Genomic DNA, 23,901 nt, shown 5'->3' on the forward strand with positions numbered 1-23,901 from the left:
GTCCAGCCGCGTTGGACAACGCGTATGCGACCCGCATACACCTCGCACCCACAGCACTGGGTTCCCGCGTTCGCGGGGATGAGCGGAAAAGAGCATGGCCTGGCGAGACACCCTTCCCGAAGTGCGCGGCAAGCTGCTCCGCGACGAGCCGCTCGGCCCCTTCACGTGGTTCAGGGTCGGCGGCGCTGCCGACATCCTGTTCATCCCGGCCGACGCCGATGACCTCGCCGATTTTCTGAAGGCGCTCGATCCGACAGTTCCGGCCATGGTGCTGGGCGTGGGCTCCAACGTCATCGTTCGTGACGGCGGGGTCGAGGGCGTGGTCATCCGGCTGGCGGGCCGGCCCTTCGCCGGGATCACGACTGAAGGCGACACCATCACGACCGGCGCAGGCGCCCTGGACGCCATGGTCGCCAAGGCTTCGGCGAGAGCGGGCCTGGCCGGGCTCGAGTTCTACGCCGGCATCCCCGGCACCATCGGCGGCGCCCTGACCATGAACGCTGGCTGCTACGGCTCGGAAACGAAGGACATCCTCGTCTCGGCCTGGGGCCTGACGCGGGCGGGGGACCGGATCGACTATTCGCTGGCCGACTTCGGCTACACCTACCGCCACTCGGAAGCCCCGGCCGACATCATCTGGATTGAGGCCGTCTATCGCGGGACGCCGGACGAATCCGAGGCGGTGGCCGCCCGTATCGCCGAGATCACCTCGCGCCGCGAGCAGACCCAGCCCATCCGCGAAAAGACCGGCGGCTCGACCTTCAAGAACCCGCCCGGCCATTCGTCCTGGAAACTGGTCGACGAAGCCGGCTGGCGCGGCAAGCTGCATGCCGTCACCGGCGGCGGGGCGATGTTCAGCGAGCTCCATTCCAATTTCATGATCAATCCCGGCGAGGCCACGGCTGCCGATATCGAAGGATTGGGGGAAACCGTCCGGTCCGACGTTCAAAGTAAACTCGGCGTAAACCTTGAATGGGAGATCAAGAGGATCGGCCGCCCCCTGTAACCGCGCAGAACGCACCATGTCCCGTTCCCTGTCAGAGATGCACGTCGCCGTCCTGATGGGCGGATTGTCCTCCGAGCGGGACGTTTCCCTGTCCTCGGGCAAGGGCTGCGCGGACGCTCTGGAAGGGCAGGTCGCCAAGGTCACCCGTGTCGACGCCGGTCGCGACCTGGCCCAGGTGCTGGCGGCGCTGAAGCCCGACGTCGTCCTGAACGCCCTGCACGGCGACTGGGGCGAGGACGGATGCGTCCAGGGCATCCTCGAGACCCTCCAGATTCCCTACACCCATTCCGGCGTCCTGCCGTCCGCCCTGACGATGGACAAGGACAAGACCAAGGCCGTGCTGGGCGCGGCGGGCATCAAGGTGCCGGGCGGCGGCCTGTTCGACCGCCATGAGGTGGCCAGCCGCCACGTCATCGAGCCCCCCTACATCATCAAGCCGAACGCCGAAGGCTCGTCCGTCGGCGTCTACCTGGTCATGGCTGGAGCCAACGGCCCTCAGACGGAGGTCGGCGCCGATGACTGGACCTATGGCGAACAGGTGATGGTCGAGCCCTACATCCCGGGCAAGGAACTCGCCGTCGCCGTGATCGGCGAGATGACTGGGCCACGCGCCCTGACGGTCACCGACATCACACCGGTCAAAGGCTTCTACGACTACGAGGCCAAATACGCCCCGGGCGGATCTGTCCACAAGTTACCCGCCGAACTTCCGGCCCATGTGTTCGAGGCGGCGCTGAGGGAATCCGAGCAGGCGCATGCCGCACTGGGGTGCCGAGGCGTCTCGCGGGCCGATTTCCGTTATGACGATGTTAAGGACGAACTCGTCTTGCTGGAGGTCAATACCCAGCCCGGTATGACGCCAACCTCTCTGTTCCCGGAGCAGGCCGCCTACGTCGGGATGAGCTATCAAGATCTGGTCCGGTGGATGGTGGAGGACGCCTCATGCCCGCGGTAGTTCGCGGCGGTCGGCGCGCGAGTGTCGCGTCTGCGCCCAAGCGAAGCGCCGTGCCTAAGGGGCAGGGCGCTCGTTCACGCAATGCGCCCCGCAACGCCGGCGGCGTTCCCGGCAAGATGGCCGCGCTGGGCAAGCTGGACCTGACGCCGCGCGCGGTCGTGCTGTCTATTTGCGCCGGCTTCGGCGTGCTGGCTCTGGTGCTGGCGACCGGCGCCCGGGCCGAGCGCATCGGCCAGTCCGTCACTCACGGCGTGGACCAGATCACGACCGGCATGGGGCTGAAGCTTCGCCGGGTGCACATCACCGGCGCCTCGGCCGAGGCGACCCCCGCGATCCAACGCGCGCTGAACGTCGAGGCCGGGCAGCCGATCACCAACCTCGATCTGGACGCCCTGCAGGCCAGCGTTCAGGCCGTGGGCTGGGTGAAGGAGGCGCGCGTGGTGCGGCTGTTGCCCGACACCCTGATCGTCGAGATCAAGGAACATGACCGCCTGGCCGTGTGGCAGACGGGTGGGCGCGTCTTCGTCATCGACGGCGAGGGACGCACCATTCCTGGCGCCGATGCGGGTCGCTATCCGGGATTGCCGCTGGTGGTGGGCGCGGGCGCGGACAAGGCGGCCGGCGATATCCTGCCGCTGCTGGCCCAGCGGCCCCGTCTGATGAGCCGGATCGACGCCCTGGTGCGGGTGGACGAGCGGCGCTGGGACCTGCGTCTGAAGGACGGCGGCATCATCCAGCTGCCTGCCGTGAAGCAGGAAGCGGCCCTGATCCAGCTCGACGCGCTGGATCAGCGCGAGCGGCTGCTCGAGCTGGGCTTCGCTCGCATAGATCTGCGCACCGAAGGCCAGGTCGCGGTTCGGCCGGGCGCCGGCATCTAACAACACGGTTTCGAGTAAGGGCGGCAGGCAAGATGGCGGGCAAGAAGGCGGATCCGACGACGACCGAGGCGGGCAGGGCGGCGGCGCGCGCGCCTGTGGTCGCTGCGCTCGATCTGGGTCAGTCCAAGGTCGCCTGCTTCATCATGAAGCCCGACGGCGTGCGCCATGCCGACCGGACCATCCGCGTCGCGGGCGCCAGCCACGTCCAGTCCAAGGGCGTGCGGGGCGGGGCCATCGTGAACATGGACGAGGCGGCGCAGGCCATCGGCCACGCCGTCGAACGCGCCGAACGCACCGCCGGGGCGCCCGTCTCCGGCGTCATCGTCACCACCGCCATCGGCCAGATGGCCAGCCACCGGGTGCAGGCCCGCGTCTCGCTGGGCGCCAATCCGGTCGGCGACGCCGATCTGGCGCGCGCGATCGGCATGGCCTTGGCCCAGATTCGCCTGCCGAATCGCCGACCTATCCACGTCCTGCCGATCGCCTGGTCGGTCGACGGCGCGCGTGGCGTTCACGATCCGCGCGCCATGCGCGGCCATTCCCTCGGGCTCGATCTGCTGGTCGTGTCGATGGCGGAGGGTGCTTTCGCTTCACTGAGCCACTGCCTGGAACTGGCCCATCTCGATCTGCAGGGCGTGGCTGCGGCGCCGGTGGTCTCCTCGCTCGCTTCGCTCGAAGAGGACGAGATGGACCTGGGCTGTGTCTGCATCGACATGGGCGGCGGCTCGACCTCCGCCGCCGTCTGGGGCGGACGGTCCCTGCTGCACATCGAATCGCTGAATGTCGGCGGCGACCACGTCACGGCGGACATCGCGCGCGGCCTGTCGACCTCCAAGGCGGGGGCTGAAAGACTGAAGACCCTCCACGGCTCGGCCATGGCCAGCGCCAACGAGGACCGCGAGATGCTCGAGGCCCCGCCGCGCGGCGAGGATGCCGGCGCCGGGCCGGTCATCGTGCCGCGCGCGATGCTGAAGACCGTCATCGCGCCCCGTGTCGAAGAGACGCTCGAACTGCTGCGTGATCGTCTGCGCAACGCCGGGGTGGGCCTGGAGCCCGGCGCCGGCCTCGTGCTTGCAGGCGGCGCCAGCCAGCTGAACGGGGTGCGAGAGCTCGCGGTGCGCGTCTTCGACCGTCCCGTCCGTCTGGGACGCCCCCAACGCGCGCCTCACCTGGCGGATTCGGCGGCCGGTCCCGCCTTCTGTTCGGCCGCCGGCGTTCTGCTGCGCGCCGCCTATGGTCCGCGTGAGGCCGTGTCCGCGCGGAAACTCATGTCGCGCCAGATCACCGCTGCCGACGCCCCGCGCGTGCAGAGCGGAAATCTCGTGGCGCGGGCTGCAGGCTGGTTGCGCGACAACCTGTAGGGGACCTGGCGATCTGCCCGGCTGTGTCCTTGGTGTGTCCGAAGTGTAACAAATCCGAGTTCCGTTTGCCTCAGTCGCGCCCCAATGGTTGCCCCCTCGACATCTTCTGACTAGCAACGGGCCAGAACGGTCAGACTCGCAGAGGTCTGCCGCGCGTCATTCAGTCACCGGGGCCAAGCACCATGCTAACCACTCGCAAGTATCTCTTCGGAACCACCGTCCTCGCGGGGGTGCTGACGATGTCCGCTCCGGCGTTCGCCCAATCGAGCCAGCCGGCCCAGGACGAAGCCTCCACGCAGGTGGAAGAGGTGGTCGTCACCGGATCGCGTATCCGTCGCGACCCGACGACCTCGCCGACGCCGCTGATCCAGATCAAGCGTGAAGAGCTGCTCGCGACTGGCCAGGCGACCCTGATCGATTACCTCGCCCAGATCCCGGCCCTGTCGAACTCCCAGATCCCGACCGACAACGTCGGCGGCGTCCTGAACGCCCAGGGTCTGAACATCGCCAACCTGCGCGCGCTCGGCACCAACCGCACGCTGACCCTCATCGACGGCCGTCGCCAGGTCGGTTCGGTCGGCGGCAGCCTCGCGGTTTCGGTCAACACCATTCCGCGCCTGCTCATCGAGAACATCGAGATCATCACCGGCGGCGCCTCGTCGGTGTACGGCGCTGACGCCGTCGCCGGCGTGATCAACTTCACGCTCCGCAAGGACTTCGAGGGCCTCGAGCTCGACCTCTACGGCAACCAGCTGTCGCGCTACGGCGACAACTACGGCCGTCGCGCCTCGCTGCTGGTCGGCAAGAACTTCTTCGACGACCGTCTGAACCTGTATGCGTTCGGCGAGTATGAGAAGCTGGACGGCGTTGGCACGCTCGATCTGGGCTTCCTCGCCGACGGCTGCGCCCTGGTCGGCGTCGACACCGACCCCACCTCCCTCGCCGCCGGCCTGCCGGTTGATGATCAGTTCGACAACCGCGTGTTCTGCGGCCTGAACACGATTTCCCGCCCGCGCGGCGGTCAGACGACGATCGCCAACACGCAGCAGCCCAGCGCGCTCAACAATCCCCTGGTCGGCGTCACGAACTGCACGGCCTTCACCCAGGCCACCTGCTACAGCGTCGATCCCACCAAGACCTGGGTCTTCCCGCAAGGCGGCACGGCCCGTCTGGCCAACTTCGGCCAGCGCATCGGCAACGTCGGCGCCAGCCGGACCCTCAACATCGGCGGCGACGGTGAGAACCCCGCCTTCTTCAACCAGACCGATCGCACGGGTTCGGTCGAGGCGCAGCGTTACCAGACCGGCGCCAACTTCCGTCTGACGGACTCGATCTCGGGCTTGCTGGAAGCCAAATACGTCACGGAAACCACCTTCGCGACCGCTCAGCCGACCTTCTTCGACTTCTACCTGAACGACGCCGCCTATGCCGCCAACGAAACCAACGGCCGCACGGGCATCACGCCGAGCAATCAGAACCAGGTCCTGCGGGTTTCGGACAACGCCTATCTGCCCTCGGCGCTTCGTGCCGCGATCCTGAGCAATACGGTCACCAATTACACCAACCCGACCGTCACGGCTCCGGGCGCGGCCCTGGCGCCCACCGCCGCTCCCTGGGCGCGTCACGTGACCTTCGGTGAGGACCGCTCGCAGGACAACACCCGCGAACTGCAGCGCTATGTGGCGGCCCTGAGCGGCCAACACGGCGACGTTGGGCCGGTCCGCAATCTCAGCTGGGATCTGGCCTACACCTACAGCAAGCTCGAGAACTCCAACGAGGAAATCGCTGTCGATACGCAGCGTTACGTTCTCGGCGCAGACGCCGTCGTTGACACCGCCGGTATCGTCAACGGCCGTCCGGGCGAAATCGTCTGCCGCGTGCAGATCCTGGCCAAGACCAACACCGCGATGACGAACGCGACGACGGGCCTCGGCGGCATTCGCGACTGGTCCACCCAGGCGGGCCAGACTGCGGGCACCTTCGGGGACCTGCGCGCTCGCGCCGAAGGCCGCGCCGCAATCGCCGCGTGTAAGCCGATCAACGTCTTCGGCCAGGGCGCTGCCGACCCGGCCGCGCTTGCCGTGACCTACGCGTCGGTGACCGTCCGTCAGACCAACGAACAGGAAAACCTGATCGGTTCGGTTTCGGGTCAGCTCTGGGACTTCTGGGGCGCCGGCTCGATCGGTCTCGCCGTCGGTGGCGAATACCGTCGTGAATCCACCGAAGGCGTCGGCCGCAGCCGTGACACGGGCGACCGTCAGCTGTTCCTGAACACCAGCCCGGACCAGCCCTACGTCGAGTACGAAACCAAGGAAGCCTTCGCCGAAATCTCGGTGCCGCTGTTCCGCGACACCTGGCTCGGCCAGTACGCCGAGGTGAGCGGATCCTACCGCTATTCGGACTACACGACGGTCGGCAACACCGATGTTTACGGCGTGAACCTGGTCTATCGTCCGATCTCGGACTTCGCGATCAAGTCCAGCTACAACACCTCGGTCCGCGTGCCGACGCTGAACGAAAACTTCTCGCCGAACGGCCAGACCTTCGCCACCATCAACGATCCCTGCTCGACCGCCAACATCACCAACTCGACCCTGGCGGCCGACATTCGTGCCAATCGCATCGCCAACTGTACGGCGCTGGCGGCGGCCAAGGGTCTGACCTACGACTTCGGCGGCACCACGCTGGATCCGAACGACGACTATGCGCCGATCTACAGCTCCAACGTCGCCGGCGTCCTCGGCGGCAACCCGTTCCTGACCCCGGAAGAGTCCAACTCCTTCACCTTCTCGACGGTGTGGACGCCGAGCTACGTTCCGAACTTCAGCTTCGTCCTCGATTATTACGAGATCGAGATCGATCAGGTCATCGCGGCTGTGACCGCCCAGACCGCGGCGAACAACTGCGTAAACGGTCCGACCCTGAACAGCGGCGCCTGCAACACGATCTTCCGTCGCGTTGCTCCGGTCGCCGGGACGTCGGCGGCCGATCGGTCCGAAGCCTTCAAGGTCGGCGCCCCCTCGGGCGACCCGATCGGCGGCTTCATCCAGGGCTCGATCAACTACGCCAAGCGCACCGTGCGTGGCCTGGACTTCACCGCGAACTACTCGCTCGACACGGAAGAGATGTTCGGCCGTAACTTCGGTACGTTCCGCACCTCGCTGCAGGGTTCGTGGCTGATCGAGCAGAAGCAGTTCAACAACATCGACAACCCGAACGACTTCACCGAGTTCGCCAGCACGCTGCAGCAAGGTGGTTCGTACCCGCGGCTTCGTTTCTCCAACACCCTGGTGTGGAGCCCGAACGATCTCGTCGACCTGACCTGGGTTGTTGACTGGCAAACGGCTCAGGACATCGTCCAGGCTCGCGACCTGATCAACAACATCGACAGCCGCCCGGTGGATTACTACAACACCGGCAACTTCACCCGCCACGACTTCGGCGCCCGCTTCAACGTCCGTGAGGACCTGACGCTGCGGGTCGGTGTCAGCAACGCCTTCGATGCTCGCCAGCGCGACATTCTGGGCGCGACGCTCTACTCGAACTTCGACCCTTACGGCCGTCGCTTCAACGTGAGCCTGAACTACCGTCCCTGGTAAGGGGTTCGGTCAGAACCAAGACGGAAAGGGCGGCCCTCGGGCCGCCCTTTTCTTTGCCCGATCGCTCGAATTCTGCGGTCACGCTTGGGGACAGGCCTCGTCAGGCGTCCGACTCACGCTATCCGGTAACCTTCCCTTAACGACGATGAGCGATCCTTAACGCGCTCATAACCAATGCGAATCGGCGGGGACTTCGCACTGGACGTTCAAGGGGCAGGGTCGGAACAAAGGTCGGTTTGGAAATGTCTCTCTCGCTGGTGCGTCCTTCAGCTACGGAATTGAAGCCCCGGATCGTCGTCTTCGGCGTCGGCGGCGCAGGCGGAAACGCCGTCAACAACATGATCGACGCCGGCCTTGAAGGGGTCGAGTTCGTCGTCGCCAACACCGACGCCCAGCACCTCAGCTTCGCCAAGACCGACCGCCGCATCCAGCTGGGCGAAACCATCACCCAGGGCCTCGGCGCCGGCGCCCATCCGGAAGTCGGCATGAACGCCGCCGAGGAGAGCGCCGACGAGATCGACGCGCACCTGGAAGGCGCGCACATGATCTTCATCACCGCCGGCATGGGCGGCGGCACCGGAACCGGCGCCGCGCCGATCATCGCCAAGCGGGCGCGCGATCGTGGCATCCTGACCGTCGGCGTCGTGACCAAGCCCTTCACCTTCGAAGGCCGCCACCGCATGCGTCTGGCCGATGCGGGCATCGCCGAGCTGCAACGCTACGTCGATACCCTGATCGTCATTCCGAACCAGAACCTGTTCCGCGTCGCCAACGAGCGCACGACCTTCGCCGACGCCTTCGGCATGGCCGACCAGGTTCTGCACTCCGGCGTCCGCTCGATCACCGACCTGATGATCCTGCCGGGCCTGATCAACCTCGACTTCGCCGACGTCCGCGCCGTCATGTCCGAAATGGGCAAGGCGATGATGGGAACCGGCGAGGCCTCGGGCGACGACCGCGCCCTGCTGGCCGCGCAGAACGCCATCGCCAACCCGCTGCTGGACGAGACCTCGCTGAAGGGCGCCAAGGCCGTTCTGGTCAACATCACCGGCGGTCTGGACATGACCCTGCTGGAAGTCGACGAGGCCGCCAACGCCATCTCGGCCGAGGTGGACGGCGACGCCAACATCATCTTCGGCGCAGCCTTCGATCCGGCCCTGGACGGCAAGATCCGCGTCTCCGTCGTCGCCACCGGCATGGACGAGGTCGCGACCGCCAAGATCGAGCCGGCCACCACGCGCCAGACCGCTTTCCACGATCCGCGCCGCTCCGCGCCGGTCGCCGAGGCGCCGCGTGCCCCGGAACCCGCCTATCGCGAGCCCGTCCGCGCCGAAACCTATCGTACGCCCGAGCCTGCTCCGGTCATTCCGACCTTCCAGACGCCCGAGCCCGTCGCGCGCGCGCCTGAGCCGGTGATTCACGTCGCCGAAGAGCGCACTCTGGCCCCGATCGTCGATCCTTGGGTCGAGGCTTTCGAGTCCGAAGGGCGTCGCCCCGTCGCCGCCCAGGCCGACCAGGGCGACCTCTATCTGGATCGCGCTCCGACATCCCCGCAGGCTCAACAGCCGGCGGAGTACGACGAGCCCGCCTATGACGACCGCGATCACCGCAAGTCCGGCTGGAGCCTGTTCGGCAAGAAGCCGCGCGCCCAGACGGCCTATGCCCCGGCGCCGCACGCCTCGCGCGGTCAGCCCCAACTGCGTCAGACGGCCCAGCCTCTGCCTGAAATCGAGGCTCCGGCCGCCGAGGACGATCTGGAAATCCCGTCTTTCCTGCGCCGCCTGGCCAACTGATCCGGCCCACAGCCACCGCGAACGCCCCGGGGAAACCCGGGGCGTTCTGCTTTACGGCCAAGGTTACTGAAGCGGAAACAATTCGAAACCCGACTTTGGTTTTCGCCTTGCTGCACTGCAGTTAGGGATCGATCTTCCGCTCATGCGCGCTTCCCCGCGCCGGGCGTTCAGTGGATTACACCTTGCCGCCTCGCCACGATCATCGCGAACGGACGCTGGTCGCCCCCGCCATCTGTGCGGGCGTTGGCGTGCACACCGGTCAGCGGGTCCGTCTGGCCATCCGTCCGGCGCCGACCGGGACGGGCATCGTCTTCATCCGCACCGACATCACCGACCGTGACAACCGCATCGTCGTCTCGGGCGACGCCGTGGTCGACGCCCGCCTGAACACGATGATCGAGAACGCCGCCGGCGTTCGCCTTTCGACGATCGAGCATCTGATGGCCGCCTTCTGCGCCCTCGGCGTGTCGAACGTGATCGTCGAGGTCGATGGGCCGGAGCTGCCGATCCTCGACGGATCGGCGCTGCCGTTCGTCCAGTTGCTGGACCGCGCCGGATTCCGCCGTCAGGAAGCGCCGGTGCGCTACATCGAAATCCTGGAACCGATCCACGTCACGGACGGCGACAAGCATGCGGCCCTCTACCCGTGCGACCGCTACGAGATGCGGTTCGAGATCGACTTCGACAGCCCGGTCATCGGCAATCAGGTCGTGGACTTCGTCGTCGACGAACAGACGTTCCGCGACGAGATCATGGCCGCCCGCACCTTCGGCTTCGCCCATGAGGTCGAGGCCCTGCGTCAGGCCGGTCTGGCCCGCGGCGGCAGCCTCGAGAACGCGGTCGTCATCGACGGCGACGATATCCTGAACCCCGGCGGCCTGCGCATGGAACGCGAGTTCGTGCGCCACAAGGCGCTCGACGCGATCGGCGACCTCTATGTCATGGGCGCGCCGCTGCTGGGCCGGTACGAAGGCTACAAGGCCGGCCACGCGGTGAACAACCTGCTGGTGCGCGCCCTGCTGGACGCCCCGCATGCCTGGCGCGAGGTGGTTCTGGAGCCTCAGCTGGCCCAGGTCGGCTAAGCCGCTTCTACTTCCCTGATTCACGCTCTAGGGTCCCGGCCATCCCGTGATCTGGAGTTCCGGCATGTCCCTTTCCGTCCGTCGTTCGGCGCTTGCCGCCGTGTCCGCGCTCTCCCTGGCCGCTGCGCTGGCGGGGCCGGTCGTCGCTCAGGACGCCGCGACCATCCGCAACGCCGAGCGTGTCCGCGACGCGGCGCTGAACGATACCGTCGCGATGGACTATGTCACCCAGCTGACGACCCGGTTCGGACCGCGTCCGGCAGGCTCGGCGTCCGAAACCGCCGCAGCCGAATGGGCGGCCGGCTACATGCGTGAACTCGGCTTCCGCAACGTGCACATCCAGGCGTTCCCGCTGGTCGGCTGGGAGCGCGGCGAGGAGAGCGCCTCCATCGTCGGCGCCCATCCCCAGCGCCTGGTGGTCGCGGCCCTCGGCCACTCCCCGGGCACGCCCGCCGGCGGCATCGAGGCGGAGGTCGTCCGCTTCGCCTCGCTGGAAGACCTGCAGGCGGCGCCCGACGGGTCGCTCGCCGGCAAGATCGCCTTCGTCGATGCCGGTCAGATGGTCGCGATGCAGTCGGGCGCCGGTTACGGTCCCCTGACCCGCATCCGCGGCGCGGGGCCCGCCGTGGCGGCGCAGAAGGGGGCCTTGGCCTTCATCATGCGGTCGGCCGGTTCTGACGAGCATCGCATGCCGCATACGGGCACGACCCGCTATGTGAACGGCGTGGTCCCGCTGCCTGGCTTCGCACTCAGCGCACCTGACGCCGATCAGTTGAGCCGACTTGTGTCCTACGGCGAGCCGGTGCGGATCTATCTGTCGTCGACCGCCCACACCTATGAGACCACCTCGCACAACGTCATCGGCGACATGCCGGGGCGTGGCGATCGGGCCGACGAAATCATCGTCCTGGGCTCGCATATGGACAGCTGGGACCTCGGCACCGGCGCCATCGACGACGGGGCGGGCGGCGCGATCACCATCGCGGCGGCCAAGGCCATCGCCGAACAGGGCCGTACCGCACGGACCGTGCGCGTGATCCTGTACGGATCGGAAGAAGTGGCCCAGCCGACCAACACCGGCAACGGCGGCGGCGCCTACCTGCGCAGCCTCTCGGCCGAGGATCTGGCCAACCACGTCTTCACCGGCGAGAGCGATTTCGGCGCGGACCGTGTCTATGCCCTGCAGTTGCCGGTCGGCGCCCAGACCGGCGCCTTCGCTGACGCAGCCAACCGGGTCCTCTATCCGATCGGGGTGCTGCGCACGAACGTTCCGGAGACCGAGGGCGGCGCCGACATCGGGCCGATCGTCGAAGCCGGCGTGCCGGTGTTCGGCCTGAAGCAGGACGGCCTGCGCTACTTCGACCTGCACCACACGGCCGACGACACCCTGGACAAGATCGACCCCGAACAGTTGCGCCAGAACGTGGCCGCCTGGGCGGCCCTGGTCTGGCTGGTCGCGGACAGCGACGTCGATTTCCGGGCCATGGCCCCGACGGTTCCAGCGCCCTGACCGCACGCCCGCCGCTGGCCCAACGGCCGGCGGCTGTGTAAAGGCTGACGACAGTGCGGGCGTGGCGAAATTGGTAGACGCAACGGACTTAAGCTGAGGATTGAGTGCGCCGGGGGAAATCCCGGACGTAGAACCGCTCAAAGTCGGGGAACCCTGTGAAATGGCGATCCCGAGCCAAGCCCGCCGCCAAGCGGGAAGGTGTAGAGACTAGACGGGCGGCGTCTAAGGCCTTCGGGCTACGACGAAGGGATAGTCCAGACCACGAACGCTCATCTGGGCGGCGGCGAAAGTCGAAGTGGTATGAAAATCCGTCGGGCATTGCCCATGCCGGTTCGACCCCGGCCGCCCGCACCAAACAAGGCCGGCCGTAGGGGTAGCGGACTGCGCGGCCGCCGCGAGCCCCGGGCGTTGGAGCCGGGTTTCGGCACCGGTACCGCGATGCGTTCAAGCGGCGAAACGAAGACCGCAGAACATCCATGCCGCGGCGGCTGCTCCATGTCGATCTATGGAAGGGTTACGCCTTCTACACCCAGAGGCATCGCGCCTCCCGACCTGGCATGAGGCTGTTCCACACGGCCGCTCACCACACCTGGCAAGCGGCCTCGCGTGAGCGTGGAGATACGCCTGCCGGGCCTTGGGGCGCAGTTCAGCTGACAGCGGCAACGCAGCTCAGGCAACGGCGCAAAGACAACATTCCGATGCTTGCAGCCCGTTGCCTGAACACGTCTGAGTGGTAGAGTTCGGAAGGGAGAAAGCTGACATGATGGACCTGCATTGGTTCTCGCGTGCCGCGAACCAGGAATTCGACCTGTCTTTGGGAGAGACCGCGCTTGCGCTGACATTGGTCGAAGTCGCGCCTCTGCCACACGGGGGCGGACTGAGGCAGCCCTTCTCTCTCATCTTCCGGGGCGCCTCGGCGGTGGTCTTGCCGCAGAAGCTCTATGCCTTGTCGAACGCGACACTCGGCAAGCTATCGGTCTTCCTCGTGCCGATCGGGCGGGACAACGCCGGAGTTCTGTATCAGGCCGTCTTCAACTGACGCGCCAGATCATGTGGCGGTGCGTCGGCGTGCCGGCGTCCGTCGAAGCGAACCCCATACGCGCATAGAGCGCAGCGGCGCGACAGTTGGTGTCGAGCACATGAAGGTCCACACCGTCGGCCCGGGCCGCACGGGCCGACGACTTGACCCACTGCACAAGCATTCCTCCGAGCCCCTGCTTTTGGCATTCCGGTAACAGGGCGATGTCGATGATCCGCCAGACCCGATGAGCGCGATTGATGTAGAGCCTGCCCAGAGCGTCTGCATTCCGCTCCACGATCCAGCAATCGGTCGCGGGCTGGGTTTCCACGAAATGGCGGTGCTGGAGCGCGAACTGGCCGGCCAGGAAGGCCGCGGCGACCGTGTCGGGCCAACCCGCTGCGGCGACCTCCCCGGCGCGCGTGGTGGCGTACAGGTCGGCCAGGAACGGAAGGTCCGCCTCGCAGGCCGGGCGCAGCGCCAGCCCCGCACGGCGAAGGCCGCGAGGAGGCGGCGGGGGTTTCGCCGGCGGAAACGGAGGAACGTCTGGCGTCAGTTGAACGAAGGGAAGACGCCGGTCAGGGCGACCGAATAGTTGAGGCCCAGATAGGGCTGCCGGTTTTCATGCGGCGTCCCGTTGCCTGACATACCGATCGCGTTCGGGTTCATCACCGTCGCGCCGGCCCCGACGGCCGCAAAGGCCTGGAAGTTCCCGTTGCCGACGATGCCGATCGCGGACGTGATCGTCGGCACGGCCGTCAGAGCCGTCGGATCGGAAGGCTCGTATTCGTTCAGGCCGTGATTGTGAAAGGGCATTTCGGCCGAGGTGAGCGCCACGGCCGGCGTGCCGAAGGTTTGGCCGATCTGGCGGCGGGAGTTGCCCGGGGACTGGCCTTGGCCGCAGGCCTGCCGGCTGGCGAGGTTGGGCAGGGCGAAGGTCGTCACGCCGTCGCCTCCAAAAACCGTCCCGTAGAGCGCATATAGCGCCGAGTACTGACGCAGTGGAACGCTCTGACCGGCGGCGAATGCCCAGTTTCGCGGGGCGAAGCTGAACCCGAAGATCTGCACTTCACCCAGATAGGGATCGGACATGACGACTTCCTCAGTTGAACGATGGTGACTTCGGGATCAGGGTTGAGCCGGATATACGCCGGACCAGGCTATGCAATACTGCATCGTCAGAGTAGGCGCGGTATTGTCGTGGGGTTGTGAGCCGCCGGCCGGCTGGATCATCGTGGCCGGAAAGGCAACAGGAGAGCTCTGGGCCGCGTCGGGGTTGAAGAAGGTGTCGTTCAACGTCGCCGGGATCGCGGCCAGCACCGTGTTCGCCGGCGAGTTGCCGGTCGCGGGGGTTGTGGACGCCAGCGGCATGTGGGCGTGCGGTCCCATCTGCGACTGCATCAGGGTCACAGATTCCCCGCCCGCGGTTTCTCCCAAAGCCCGCGGGGTCAGGCCTCTGCCGGTTCCCTGGTGAACGGGCACGCGACTGCGCAAATCCGGTACGGCGAAGGTCGTCTGACCGTCTCCGCCATAGGTCGTGCCGATCAGCTGGTACAGAACTTCGTACTGGTTGATCGGCAGAAACGATCCGTCGCAGACCTGCCAGCCGCTCGGCGCGCCCCGCATGTACGGGAGGAGACGGATTTCCCCGACATAACACTCGCTCATGTCTCTGATCCTCGTTGTTCAAGTGGTCGGCATCGACGCGCCGACAGGGCGTCCGACGGGCCATGGCCGGCCCCGTCGGCGGGCGGTCAGCCGCGCGACGGATAGATCCCGTACAGCGCGATGTTGAAGTTGATCACCTGGTACGGCTGCATGTTGTCGTGCGGCGAACCATTGCCTGCGACCGAGGTGGGATTGGCGCTCAGCGGAATGAGCGCCTGGGGCGCGCCATACAGTTGGCCCGACCCGCTCGCCTGAGCCAACACCTGCTGACCGTCTAGGAAGGCGCTCGTACCCACAGCCGTGGTGGCGGTCATGCCATGGGTGTGCGGACCGTTCTGGTCTCCTGTCAGGGATACAGTCTCGACGCCGCCGATCTGGCCCCAGGCATAGGAAGGCGGCTGCCAGGCGGGATCCACCGAGTTGAACCCGCCGCCCGCGGGTGTCCGGCCACGCAGGTCGGGCAGGGCGAAGGTCGTGACGCCGTCCCCGCCATAGGTGACGCCCAGAAGCGTGAACAGCGCCGAGTTCTGGGAGATGCTCAGCAACGCCCCGTTGCACTGGGCGAAATTCCTCGGCGCATATCCGAAGCCGGTCATCATGACCTGGCCCATGAAGAAGTCTGACATGGCTTGCCCCTCCCTGACGCGAATGGCGCACATTTGGTGCGCGTCCGGCATTCGCGTGTCCCGTGTGGAACCATGCAGCCGGACAAGCTGTGCCGCAAGCCGTTTTATTCAACCTGAGCGATTATCGCCGGAAACCCAGGCGGGCATTGAACAAGGGGGTCGATGGGACCCGGTCTGCGACCTTTAATTGTATGGCGCGCCTTTACTGTACCCTAGGGTGGTACTACCGGTGAGCGAGCCTGCGGTTAAGCGGGAGTTAAGATCGTTGGGGGGCGGTCGTTCCGGTGGGGACCGGGCGGGCGTCGGGGGAAGATGAAATGCCAGTAATTTCGCGCGCGAAAGCACGCTCGACTGCGTCTGCCGGTTCGGCCGCCGACCCGCGTCCGTCGATCATGCCGAAGAGCATGATCGCACGCGTCTTCGCCCTGATCGCCACCCTGTTCGTGATGATGGCCGCCACGACGGCGGCCCAGGCTCAGTCGCTCTGTACGATTACGGCCGGCGCTTCGCGCACCGAAACCAACGTCAGCGGATCGGGGACCCTGGCCCATCTGCGCGTTTTGGCATCTGCCGGAACCAGCGACATCTTCGAGGGTGGGGCGGTCAGCCCGGAATCGACCCCGACCGCTCCGGCGTTCGCATGTCCCGGGACGCAGGCGGCGGCGACGGCGGGTGCTGCCGTTCGCTTCAACGGCAGCATCGTCAACAGCGGCGGTACGAACAATCGGGTCAACCTGTCCGGCGCCGGCAACGCCTTCACGTTCGCCTTCGACGGCGGCGGGACATTGTCGAAGGCGGCCGGCAGCAGGACGATTTTTTACACGCCGTCGGCCGGGCAAACCAGCCAGGCAATTTCGGGGACCGGCACGCTCACCCTTTCTTCGACCATCAGTCAGTATGCTGCCGGCTCTCACGTCGGATCGTTCGAAGTTGGCGCCGGTAACGAAGCGACCGCCGGACGGGATACCGCATCCACCTATACGATCATCGTCACGGTGGTCGCGGCGCCGAGCATCACGAGCCTCAGCCCGACCAGCGGTTCGGCCGCAGGCGGAAACAGCGTCACCATCACGGGTAGCAACTTCAGCGCCAGCGGCAACGCCGTCACCTTCGGCGGCAACACGGCGTCGATCACGTCCCAGTCCGCGACCTCCATCACCGTCACTGCTCCGGCCCATGCGGCGGGCGCGGTCGATGTGGTGGTCACCACTGCCGACAGTCAGACGGCTACAGCGACGAACGGCTATACCTACGCCGCCGCGCCGACCGTGACGTCAGCCGCGCCGAGCTCGGGACCGACGGGCGGCGCCAACACAGTCGTCCTCACCGGGACGAATCTCACGGGGACGACCGCTGTATCCTTCGGCGGCAATCCCGCGACAGGCTTCACGGTCAACAGCGCCACCCAGATCACCGCGACTGCCCCCAGCGGCTCGGCGGGCACGGTCTCGATCAGTGTGACGACGGGGGGCGGCACGGGGACCCTGACCAACGGCTACACCTATGTCACCGCACCGACGGTGACCTCTGTCGCGCCGACCTCGGGACCGACGGCGGGCGGGACCAGCGTCACGATCACGGGAACGAACCTCACCGGCGCCACGGCTGTGGCTTTCGGGGCCAATCCGGCTACCGGCGTTACGATCAACAGCGCCACCCAGATCACCGCGACGGCGCCCAGCGGCTCCGCGGGCGCGGTCTCGGTCAGCGTGACGACCGCGGGTGGAACGGGCAACCTGACCAACGGCTACACCTATGTCGCCGCGCCGACGATCACGGCGGTGTCTCCGGCTTCCGGCTCCGCAGCGGGCGGGACCGCGGTCACCATCACCGGGACCAATCTGACGGGCGCAGCCGCCGTGACCTTCGGCGGGGTCGCCGGGACTGTCACCGCCAACACCGCGACTTCGATCTCGGTGACGACGCCAGGCGGGACCGGGACGGTCAACGTGGCCGTCACCACGGCCGGTGGAACCGCGACGGCGACCAACGCCTACAGCTACATCGCGGCGTTGGTGGTGACGCCCGGCGCGGCGACCGGCGCGTCGGTGGGGGCCAGCTACAGCCAGGCGAATCCGGCGTCCGGCGGGACCGCGCCCTACACCTATGCCCTGGCCTCCGGCGCCCTACCGGCCGGGACGACGTTGAACACCTCCACCGGGTCGGTCACCGGCACGCCGACGACGGCCGGGGCGTTCAGTTACGCCATTCAAGCAACGGATAGTCAGGGAAGTCCGGCGACAGCGACCGGCGGGACCGTCAGTGGGACCATCACCAAGGGATCTCAGACGATCACCTTCGCGGCTCTGGCCAATGCGTCATTGTCGGCCTCTCCGCTGACCCTGTCTGCGACCAGTTCATCGGGGCTGACGGTCGCCTTCACCTCTGCCACGACGGGCGTCTGCACCGTCTCGGGGACGACGCTGACATTGCTCACGACGGGAACCTGCACCGTCAACGCCGATCAGGCGGGCGATGCGAACTACAACGCCGCTACCCAGGTCCAGCGCAGCTTTACCGTCACGCCGGCGACCCTGGCCGTGACCCCCGGCGCCGCTACGGGCACGACCGTTGGAGACAGCTACAGCCAGGCCAACCCGGCGTCCGGCGGGACCGCCCCCTACACCTACGCCCTGGCGTCGGGCGCCTTGCCCGCCGGGACGACGCTCAACACGGGCACGGGCGCCGTGACGGGGACTCCGACGACGGCCGGCGCCTTCAGCTATGCGATCCAGGCGACCGACAGCCAGGGTGCGCCAGTCACGGCGACCGGGGCGACTGTGTCCGGCACGATCGCCAGGGCCAACCAGACGATCACTTTCGCGGCCTTGTCGGATGCGTCCTTGTCGGCGTCGCCGCTGATGCTGTCGGCGACAAGTTCTTCGGGCCTGACGGTCGCCTTCACCTCGGCCACGACGGGCGTCTGCACCGTCTCGGGAACGACCCTGACGCTCGTCACGACGGGGACCTGCACGGTCAACGCGGACCAGGCGGGCAACGCCAACTACAACGCCGCCAGTCAGGTTCAGCGGAGTTTCACCGTGACGCCATCGGGCTTGTCGGTGACGCCCGGCGCCGCGACCGGCGCGACGGTCGGGGCCAGCTACAGCCAGTCGAACCCGGCCTCGGGTGGAACCGCGCCCTACACCTATGCTCTGGCCTCCGGCGCTCTGCCGGCCGGGACGACGCTGAACACCTCGACCGGGTCGGTCACCGGCACGCCGACGACGGCGGGCGCCTTCAGCTACGCCATTCAGGCGACCGATAGTCAGGGAGCGCCCGTCACCGCGACGGGCGCGACCGTGTCGGGCTCGATCGCGAAGGCGAACCAGACCATCACCTTCGCGGCCTTGTCGAACGCCTCGCTGTCAGCCTCGCCGCTCACGCTGTCGGCGACCAGTTCGTCAGGCCTGACCGTGGCCTTCAGTTCGGCGACGACGCCGGTCTGCACCGTCTCGGGAACGACCCTGACGCTCGTCACGACGGGAACCTGCACCATCAACGCCGATCAGGCAGGGAACGCCAACTACAACGCGGCGGCCCAGGTTCAACGCAGCTTCACCGTCACGCCGGCGACGCTCGCCGTGACCCCAGGCGCCGCGACTGGCGCCACGGTCGGCGCTTCGTACAGCCAGTCGAACCCGGCATCGGGCGGAACCGCGCCCTACACCTATGCTCTGGCCTCCGGCGCTCTGCCGGCCGGGACGACGCTGAACACCTCGACCGGGTCGGTCACCGGCACGCCGACGACGGCGGGCGCCTTCAGCTACGCCATTCAGGCGACCGATAGTCAGGGAGCGCCCGTCACCGTGACAGGCGCGACCGTCTCGGGCTCGATCGCGAAGGCGAACCAGACCATCACCTTCGCGGCCTTGTCGAACGCCTCGCTGTCGGCCTCGCCGCTGACCTTGTCGGCGACGAGTTCGTCAGGCCTGACCGTGGCGTTCAGCTCTGCGACGACGCCGGTCTGCACCGTCTCGGGAACGGCCCTGACGCTCGTCACGACGGGAACCTGTACGGTCAACGCCGATCAGGCAGGGAACGCCAACTACAACGCGGCGGCCCAGGTTCAACGCAGCTTCACCGTCACGCCGGCGACGCTCGCCGTGACGCCCGGCGCCGCGACTGGCGCCACGGTCGGCGCTTCGTACAGCCAGTTAAACCCCGCGTCCGGCGGGACCGCGCCCTATACGTATGCCTTGGCCTCCGGCGCCCTGCCCGCCGGAACGACGCTGAACACCTCGACCGGCGCGGTGACGGGGACACCCACAACAGCGGGGGGCTTCAGCTATGCGATCCAGGCCACAGACAGCCAAGGTGCGCCGGTTACGGCGACCGGAGCGACTGTCTCCGGCACGATCGCCAAGGGTAACCAGACGATCACGTTCGCAGCGCTGTCGAACGCCTCGATCTCTGCTTCCCCGCTCACGCTATCGGCGACAGCGTCGTCCGGGCTGACTGTCGCCTTTACCTCGACGACGACGCCGGTCTGCACCGTCTCGGGAACGACCCTGACTCTGGTCACGACCGGAACCTGCACCATCAACGCCGACCAGGCGGGGAATGCCAACTATAATGCCGCGACCCAGGTCCAGCGCAGCTTCACCGTGACCCTTGCGGTGATGGTGGTGACTCCCGGTGCGGCCAGCGGCGCCACGGTTGGCGCTTCGTATAGCCAGTCGAATCCCGCATCCGGCGGAACCGCGCCCTATGCCTACGCCCTGGCCTCCGGCGCCCTGCCGGCCGGGACCACGCTGAACACATCGACCGGGTCGGTCACCGGCACGCCGACGACGGCGGGCGCCTTCAGCTACGCCATTCAGGCGACCGATAGTCAGGGAGCGCCCGTCACCGCGACAGGCGCGACCGTCTCGGGCTCGATCGCGAAGGCGAACCAGACCATCACTTTCGCGGCCTTGTCGAACGCCTCGCTGTCGGCTTCGCCGCTGACCTTGTCGGCGACGAGTTCGTCAGGCCTGACCGTGGCGTTCAGCTCTGCGACGACGCCGGTCTGCACCGTCTCGGGAACGACCCTGACGCTCGTCACGACGGGCACCTGTACGGTCAACGCCGACCAAGCGGGGAACGCCAACTACAATGCGGCGGCCCAGGTTCAACGCAGCTTCACCGTCACGCCGGCGACGCTCGCCGTGACGCCCGGCGCAGCGACTGGCGCCACGGTCGGGGCTTCGTACAGCCAGTCGAACCCCGCGTCCGGCGGGACCGCGCCCTACACCTATGCTCTGGCGTCGGGAGCGCTGCCGGCCGGAACCAGTCTCAGCACCTCGACCGGGGCGGTCACCGGTACGCCGACGACGGCGGGCGCCTTCAGCTACGCCATCCAGGCGACGGACAGCCAGGGCGCGCCAGTCACGGCGACCGGGGCGACTGTGTCCGGCACGATCGCGAAGGCAACTCAGACCATCACCTTCGGGGCCTTGTCGAACGCCTCGCTGTCGGCCTCGCCGCTGAGCTTGTCGGCGACGAGTTCGTCAGGCCTGACCGTGGCGTTCAGCTCTGCGACGACGCCGGTCTGCACCGTCTCGGGAACGACCCTTACCCTGGTTACGACCGGAACCTGCACCATCAACGCCGACCAGGCGGGCAACGCCAACTACAATACGGCGACCCAGGTTCAACGCAGCTTCACCGTAACGGCGCCCGTGCCGCCAGCGCCGGTCGCCTCCAACCGTTCGGGCGTATCGGTGGTTTACAACACGGCGACGCAGATCGATCTGTCGAGCTCCATCAGCGGCTCCTACACCGCGATCGCGGTGGCCAGTGGACCGGCGCACGGATCGACCAGTGTCAGCGGCGCGGTCGTCACCTATACCCCGACGGCCGGTTACTCCGGCGCCGACAGCTTCACCTATACGGCCACGGGTCCCGGCGGGACCTCGGCGCCGGCGACGGTCAGCCTGACGGTCGCGGCGCCCCTGCCGCCCGTGGTGACGCCCCCGCCGTCGCCGCCGGTCGTGTCCGGTGTCGGCGGATCCGCCAGCATCGATCTGGTGAGCACCACCGCGAACCCGGTCACCAGCTATCGGATCACCGTGGACGCCCAGTTTGGGGCCGCCGTGATCGAGGAGGTTTCGCTCGGCCTGCCGACCATGATGCAGGTCGGGGGCGGACGGACCTTCCGGTTGCGTTACACGTCCGCGCCGAACTTCATGGGCGTCGATCGGGTGACGATCGTCGCCGTGGGACCCGGAGGCGAATCCGCTCCTGCGGTGTTCACTTTCAACGTTCCCGGCAAGGCGCCGGACCTCGCTGTGCGGGCGGCGACCAACGGCTCGGTGACGGTGTCGCCGACCGCGAGCCTGCCGGGTGGGCCCTTCCAGGGTCTGCGCATCACGCGTCAGCCCGCCTTCGGGACGGCGACGGTATCGGGCCTGATTTTGAGCTTCGCCCCCGGCGCGGCCGACGCCGGCGCGACGTCTCTCGACTATGTGGTCTTGCTGCCGTTCGGCGAGTCCGCCGCGGGCCGGATCGATCTGCAATCCGATCCGGCGCCGGTCGTGCCGACCATCACCGCGACCACCATCGCCGGAAGGCCCGTCACGGTCAGCCTGACCGCCAATGCCCGCAACGGTCCTTTCACGGCCGCGGCCATCACCAGCCTCTCGATCCCCGGCGCCGGGACCGCAGTCCTGACGCCGGGCGGCACGGCCTCGGCCCGGACCTATGACCTGACCTTCACGCCCGCCGGCGCCTTCTCCGGCCGGGTGGACGTCAACTTCACCCTGTCGAACGCCGGGGCGACCGCGAACGGCGTGGTCCAGATCACCGTCGATCCCAGGCCCAATCCTGCGCTGGACCCGGATGTTCGGGGCCTTGTCTCCAGCCAGGCCGACGCGGCCCGCCGGTTTGCCCGCGCCCAGACGGACAACTTCAACCAGCGGCTGGAGCAGATTCGTGGCGGCGACAACAGCAGCCGGAACGGCCTGTCGCTGAACATGAGCGCCCTGATGAGCCCAAGGGGCCAACCCGACATCGTCCTGCAACAGCGACAGGGCCTCCAGCTGGATGCCGACGGCCTCGACCCCCGCGATCGGGCTGAGCGTGAGGCCGAGCGCGCGATGTTTGACCGTATCAGTGACGACCGACGGCCTGGGAGCGCGGCTGCGCGCACGGCTGGACCCGCAGGTCCTGACGGTTCCCAAGGCTACCGGCCATCCGCGGTCGGCGTCTGGGCCGGCGGCAGCCTGGATTGGGGTCACCGCGACGCCGACGGCCTGCGCGACACCCGGTTCAGCACCTCTGGCCTCAGCGCCGGAGTCGACATGAAGGTGACCGACGCCCTGATCCTGGGCGGCGGCGTGGGCTATGGCGGCGACCATGCGACGGTCGGTGACCGGGGCACGGCCTCCGACGGCCGCTCCACGGTCGGGGTCGCGTATGGCAGCTGGCGCGCGTCGTCCGACCTGCACCTCAGCGGGATGATCGGTCATGGCGATCTCGACTATGACACCCGCCGCTGGTCGACGAACGCAGCGACCTATGCGTTCGGCGAGCGGTCGGGATCGATGACGTTCGGCTCGCTGGGCTTGGCCTACGATCGTCGTACGGGCGGGTCCAATCAGTCGCTCTATGGCCGGATGGAAAGCAGCCGGGTCTCTCTGGACGCATTCAGTGAAACGGGTGCGGGACTCTATGCCCTGACCTATGACGCCATGGACGTCGATACCCTGACCAGCAACCTCGGCGTCCGCGTGGACTGGGCGATCGAAGGCCGTGGCACCGTGTTCACTCCCTCCTTGCGGATGGAGTGGCGCCACGAGTTCGAACAGCCCGGCGATCAGGCGCTGACCTATGCCGACTGGCTGGCCAGCCCGCGCTACGGCCTGGGGCTGCAGGGTTGGTCGCGGGACAGTTTGTCGGTGGACCTCGGTGGTCATTGGATTATCGACGACCGTCTGAACCTGTCGGCCGGCTACCGCACGACCCTGGGATCCAACGCCTCAACGCAGGGACTGCAGTTCAGGTTGATGACACGGTTCTAGCTGCGGCCGGAGCAAATTGACCTGCTCAAACAGCCACCGGAGACGCTGCCAGGCGGAAGTTGACGTGAGCCGGACAGCAGCAGGGCAGTTGTTGGGTGGGGGCTGTGGGTCCAATGCTGGCTCGTCTCCAGGTCGGGTGGCGGAGCCACGAGAGCTCCGCCAGGTCGAGAAGCGCGCGGCCCTAGAGCATCATTCGTCCGGTGCGGTTCCGAAAGGTGCTGTCGACATCGACGTGGAAGTCTTCGGGAAGCTGCGACTTCACCCAGTCGATATCTCCGATTTGACTACGGCGCATCGCGCGCGTCGCTCGGGCGTCGCCGACCAGGATGCCATTGGCGTAGAATTGGCCGACGGCGGCGTCGCTGTCGCCAAATTGGGGCGGTCGCACCCCGCCCGGCGCGG

General features: G+C 67.5%; 14 protein-coding genes. 10 read left to right on the forward strand and 4 right to left on the reverse strand.

Features of this window, described 5'->3' with window-relative positions; genetic code table 11:
- The first annotated feature begins 94 nt into the window (after window positions 1-94).
- The 9 genes from murB (at window position 95) to ACQY68_RS05975 (ending at window position 13,223) form a co-directional block, all read left to right on the forward strand.
- Window positions 95-1,006: a UDP-N-acetylmuramate dehydrogenase gene (murB, locus tag ACQY68_RS05935; protein WP_428152128.1), complete on the forward strand. Its 912-nt coding sequence runs from the start codon at window positions 95-97 to the stop codon at window positions 1,004-1,006.
- Between the two features lie 16 nt (window positions 1,007-1,022).
- Window positions 1,023-1,961 carry a D-alanine--D-alanine ligase gene (locus tag ACQY68_RS05940; protein ID WP_428152129.1) on the forward strand — a complete coding sequence of 313 codons (939 nt, stop codon included), beginning with the start codon at window positions 1,023-1,025 and terminating at the stop codon, window positions 1,959-1,961.
- Window positions 1,949-2,839: a cell division protein FtsQ/DivIB gene (locus ACQY68_RS05945; protein ID WP_428152130.1), complete on the forward strand. Its 891-nt coding sequence runs from the start codon at window positions 1,949-1,951 to the stop codon at window positions 2,837-2,839. Before ACQY68_RS05940 ends, ACQY68_RS05945 begins: the two co-directional genes overlap by 13 nt.
- Before the next feature lie 32 nt (window positions 2,840-2,871).
- Entirely contained in the window at window positions 2,872-4,200 is a 1,329-nt protein-coding gene (gene ftsA, locus ACQY68_RS05950) for a cell division protein FtsA (RefSeq protein ID WP_428152131.1), read from the forward strand.
- Between the two features lie 182 nt (window positions 4,201-4,382).
- Complete coding sequence (locus ACQY68_RS05955; protein WP_428152132.1) at window positions 4,383-7,799, forward strand: TonB-dependent receptor domain-containing protein; 3,417 nt, start codon at window positions 4,383-4,385, stop codon at window positions 7,797-7,799.
- A 242-nt stretch (window positions 7,800-8,041) separates the two neighbouring features.
- Window positions 8,042-9,592 (forward strand): cell division protein FtsZ, encoded by a 1,551-nt coding sequence (gene ftsZ, locus ACQY68_RS05960; protein WP_428152133.1) that lies wholly within the window; start codon window positions 8,042-8,044, stop codon window positions 9,590-9,592.
- A gap of 182 nt (window positions 9,593-9,774) precedes the next feature.
- Window positions 9,775-10,674 carry a UDP-3-O-acyl-N-acetylglucosamine deacetylase gene (gene lpxC, locus ACQY68_RS05965; protein WP_428152134.1) on the forward strand — a complete coding sequence of 300 codons (900 nt, stop codon included), beginning with the start codon at window positions 9,775-9,777 and terminating at the stop codon, window positions 10,672-10,674.
- A gap of 64 nt (window positions 10,675-10,738) precedes the next feature.
- Window positions 10,739-12,184 carry a M20/M25/M40 family metallo-hydrolase gene (locus ACQY68_RS05970; RefSeq protein WP_428152135.1) on the forward strand — a complete coding sequence of 482 codons (1,446 nt, stop codon included), beginning with the start codon at window positions 10,739-10,741 and terminating at the stop codon, window positions 12,182-12,184.
- Between the two features lie 760 nt (window positions 12,185-12,944).
- Window positions 12,945-13,223, forward strand: a complete 279-nt coding sequence (locus ACQY68_RS05975; RefSeq protein WP_428152136.1) for a DUF6916 family protein — start codon at window positions 12,945-12,947, stop codon at window positions 13,221-13,223.
- Here the strand turns inward: ACQY68_RS05975 and ACQY68_RS05980 are convergent.
- From ACQY68_RS05980 to ACQY68_RS05995, 4 genes are all read right to left on the reverse strand, one after another.
- Window positions 13,216-13,533 carry a GNAT family N-acetyltransferase gene (locus ACQY68_RS05980; protein WP_428152137.1) on the reverse strand — a complete coding sequence of 106 codons (318 nt, stop codon included), beginning with the start codon at window positions 13,531-13,533 and terminating at the stop codon, window positions 13,216-13,218. The genes ACQY68_RS05975 and ACQY68_RS05980 overlap by 8 nt on opposite strands.
- Window positions 13,534-13,754: 221 nt before the next feature.
- The gene (locus ACQY68_RS05985; protein ID WP_428152138.1) at window positions 13,755-14,294 is read right to left on the reverse strand and encodes a phage tail protein; all 540 of its coding nucleotides are present in this window, start codon (window positions 14,292-14,294) and stop codon (window positions 13,755-13,757) included.
- Window positions 14,295-14,330: 36 nt separating this feature from the next.
- On the reverse strand, window positions 14,331-14,870 hold the full coding sequence (locus ACQY68_RS05990) for a phage tail protein (protein WP_428152139.1): 540 nt from the start codon (window positions 14,868-14,870) through the stop codon (window positions 14,331-14,333).
- 86 nt (window positions 14,871-14,956) lie between these two features.
- Window positions 14,957-15,496, reverse strand: coding sequence for a phage tail protein (locus ACQY68_RS05995; protein ID WP_428152140.1), 540 nt, complete (start codon window positions 15,494-15,496; stop codon window positions 14,957-14,959).
- 404 nt (window positions 15,497-15,900) lie between these two features.
- On the opposite strand from ACQY68_RS05995, the gene ACQY68_RS06000 reads away from it, so the two are divergent.
- Entirely contained in the window at window positions 15,901-23,499 is a 7,599-nt protein-coding gene (locus ACQY68_RS06000; protein WP_428152141.1) for a putative Ig domain-containing protein, read from the forward strand.
- The last annotated feature ends 402 nt before the right edge of the window (window positions 23,500-23,901 follow it).

The sequence above is a fragment of the Brevundimonas sp. genome (genome assembly GCF_965278935.1).
Taxonomy (GTDB): domain Bacteria; phylum Pseudomonadota; class Alphaproteobacteria; order Caulobacterales; family Caulobacteraceae; genus Brevundimonas.

Coding starts and splice junctions, on each gene's coding strand:
- murB (WP_428152128.1), top strand. CDS start 95: ATGGCCTGGCGAGACACCCTTCCCGAAGTGCGCGGCAAGCTGCTCCGC.
- ACQY68_RS05940 (WP_428152129.1), top strand. CDS start 1,023: ATGTCCCGTTCCCTGTCAGAGATGCACGTCGCCGTCCTGATGGGCGGA.
- ACQY68_RS05945 (WP_428152130.1), top strand. CDS start 1,949: ATGCCCGCGGTAGTTCGCGGCGGTCGGCGCGCGAGTGTCGCGTCTGCG.
- ftsA (WP_428152131.1), top strand. CDS start 2,872: ATGGCGGGCAAGAAGGCGGATCCGACGACGACCGAGGCGGGCAGGGCG.
- ACQY68_RS05955 (WP_428152132.1), top strand. CDS start 4,383: ATGCTAACCACTCGCAAGTATCTCTTCGGAACCACCGTCCTCGCGGGG.
- ftsZ (WP_428152133.1), top strand. CDS start 8,042: ATGTCTCTCTCGCTGGTGCGTCCTTCAGCTACGGAATTGAAGCCCCGG.
- ACQY68_RS05970 (WP_428152135.1), top strand. CDS start 10,739: ATGTCCCTTTCCGTCCGTCGTTCGGCGCTTGCCGCCGTGTCCGCGCTC.
- ACQY68_RS05975 (WP_428152136.1), top strand. CDS start 12,945: ATGATGGACCTGCATTGGTTCTCGCGTGCCGCGAACCAGGAATTCGAC.
- ACQY68_RS05985 (WP_428152138.1), bottom strand. CDS start 14,294: ATGTCCGATCCCTATCTGGGTGAAGTGCAGATCTTCGGGTTCAGCTTC.
- ACQY68_RS05990 (WP_428152139.1), bottom strand. CDS start 14,870: ATGAGCGAGTGTTATGTCGGGGAAATCCGTCTCCTCCCGTACATGCGG.
- ACQY68_RS05995 (WP_428152140.1), bottom strand. CDS start 15,496: ATGTCAGACTTCTTCATGGGCCAGGTCATGATGACCGGCTTCGGATAT.
- ACQY68_RS06000 (WP_428152141.1), top strand. CDS start 15,901: ATGATCGCACGCGTCTTCGCCCTGATCGCCACCCTGTTCGTGATGATG.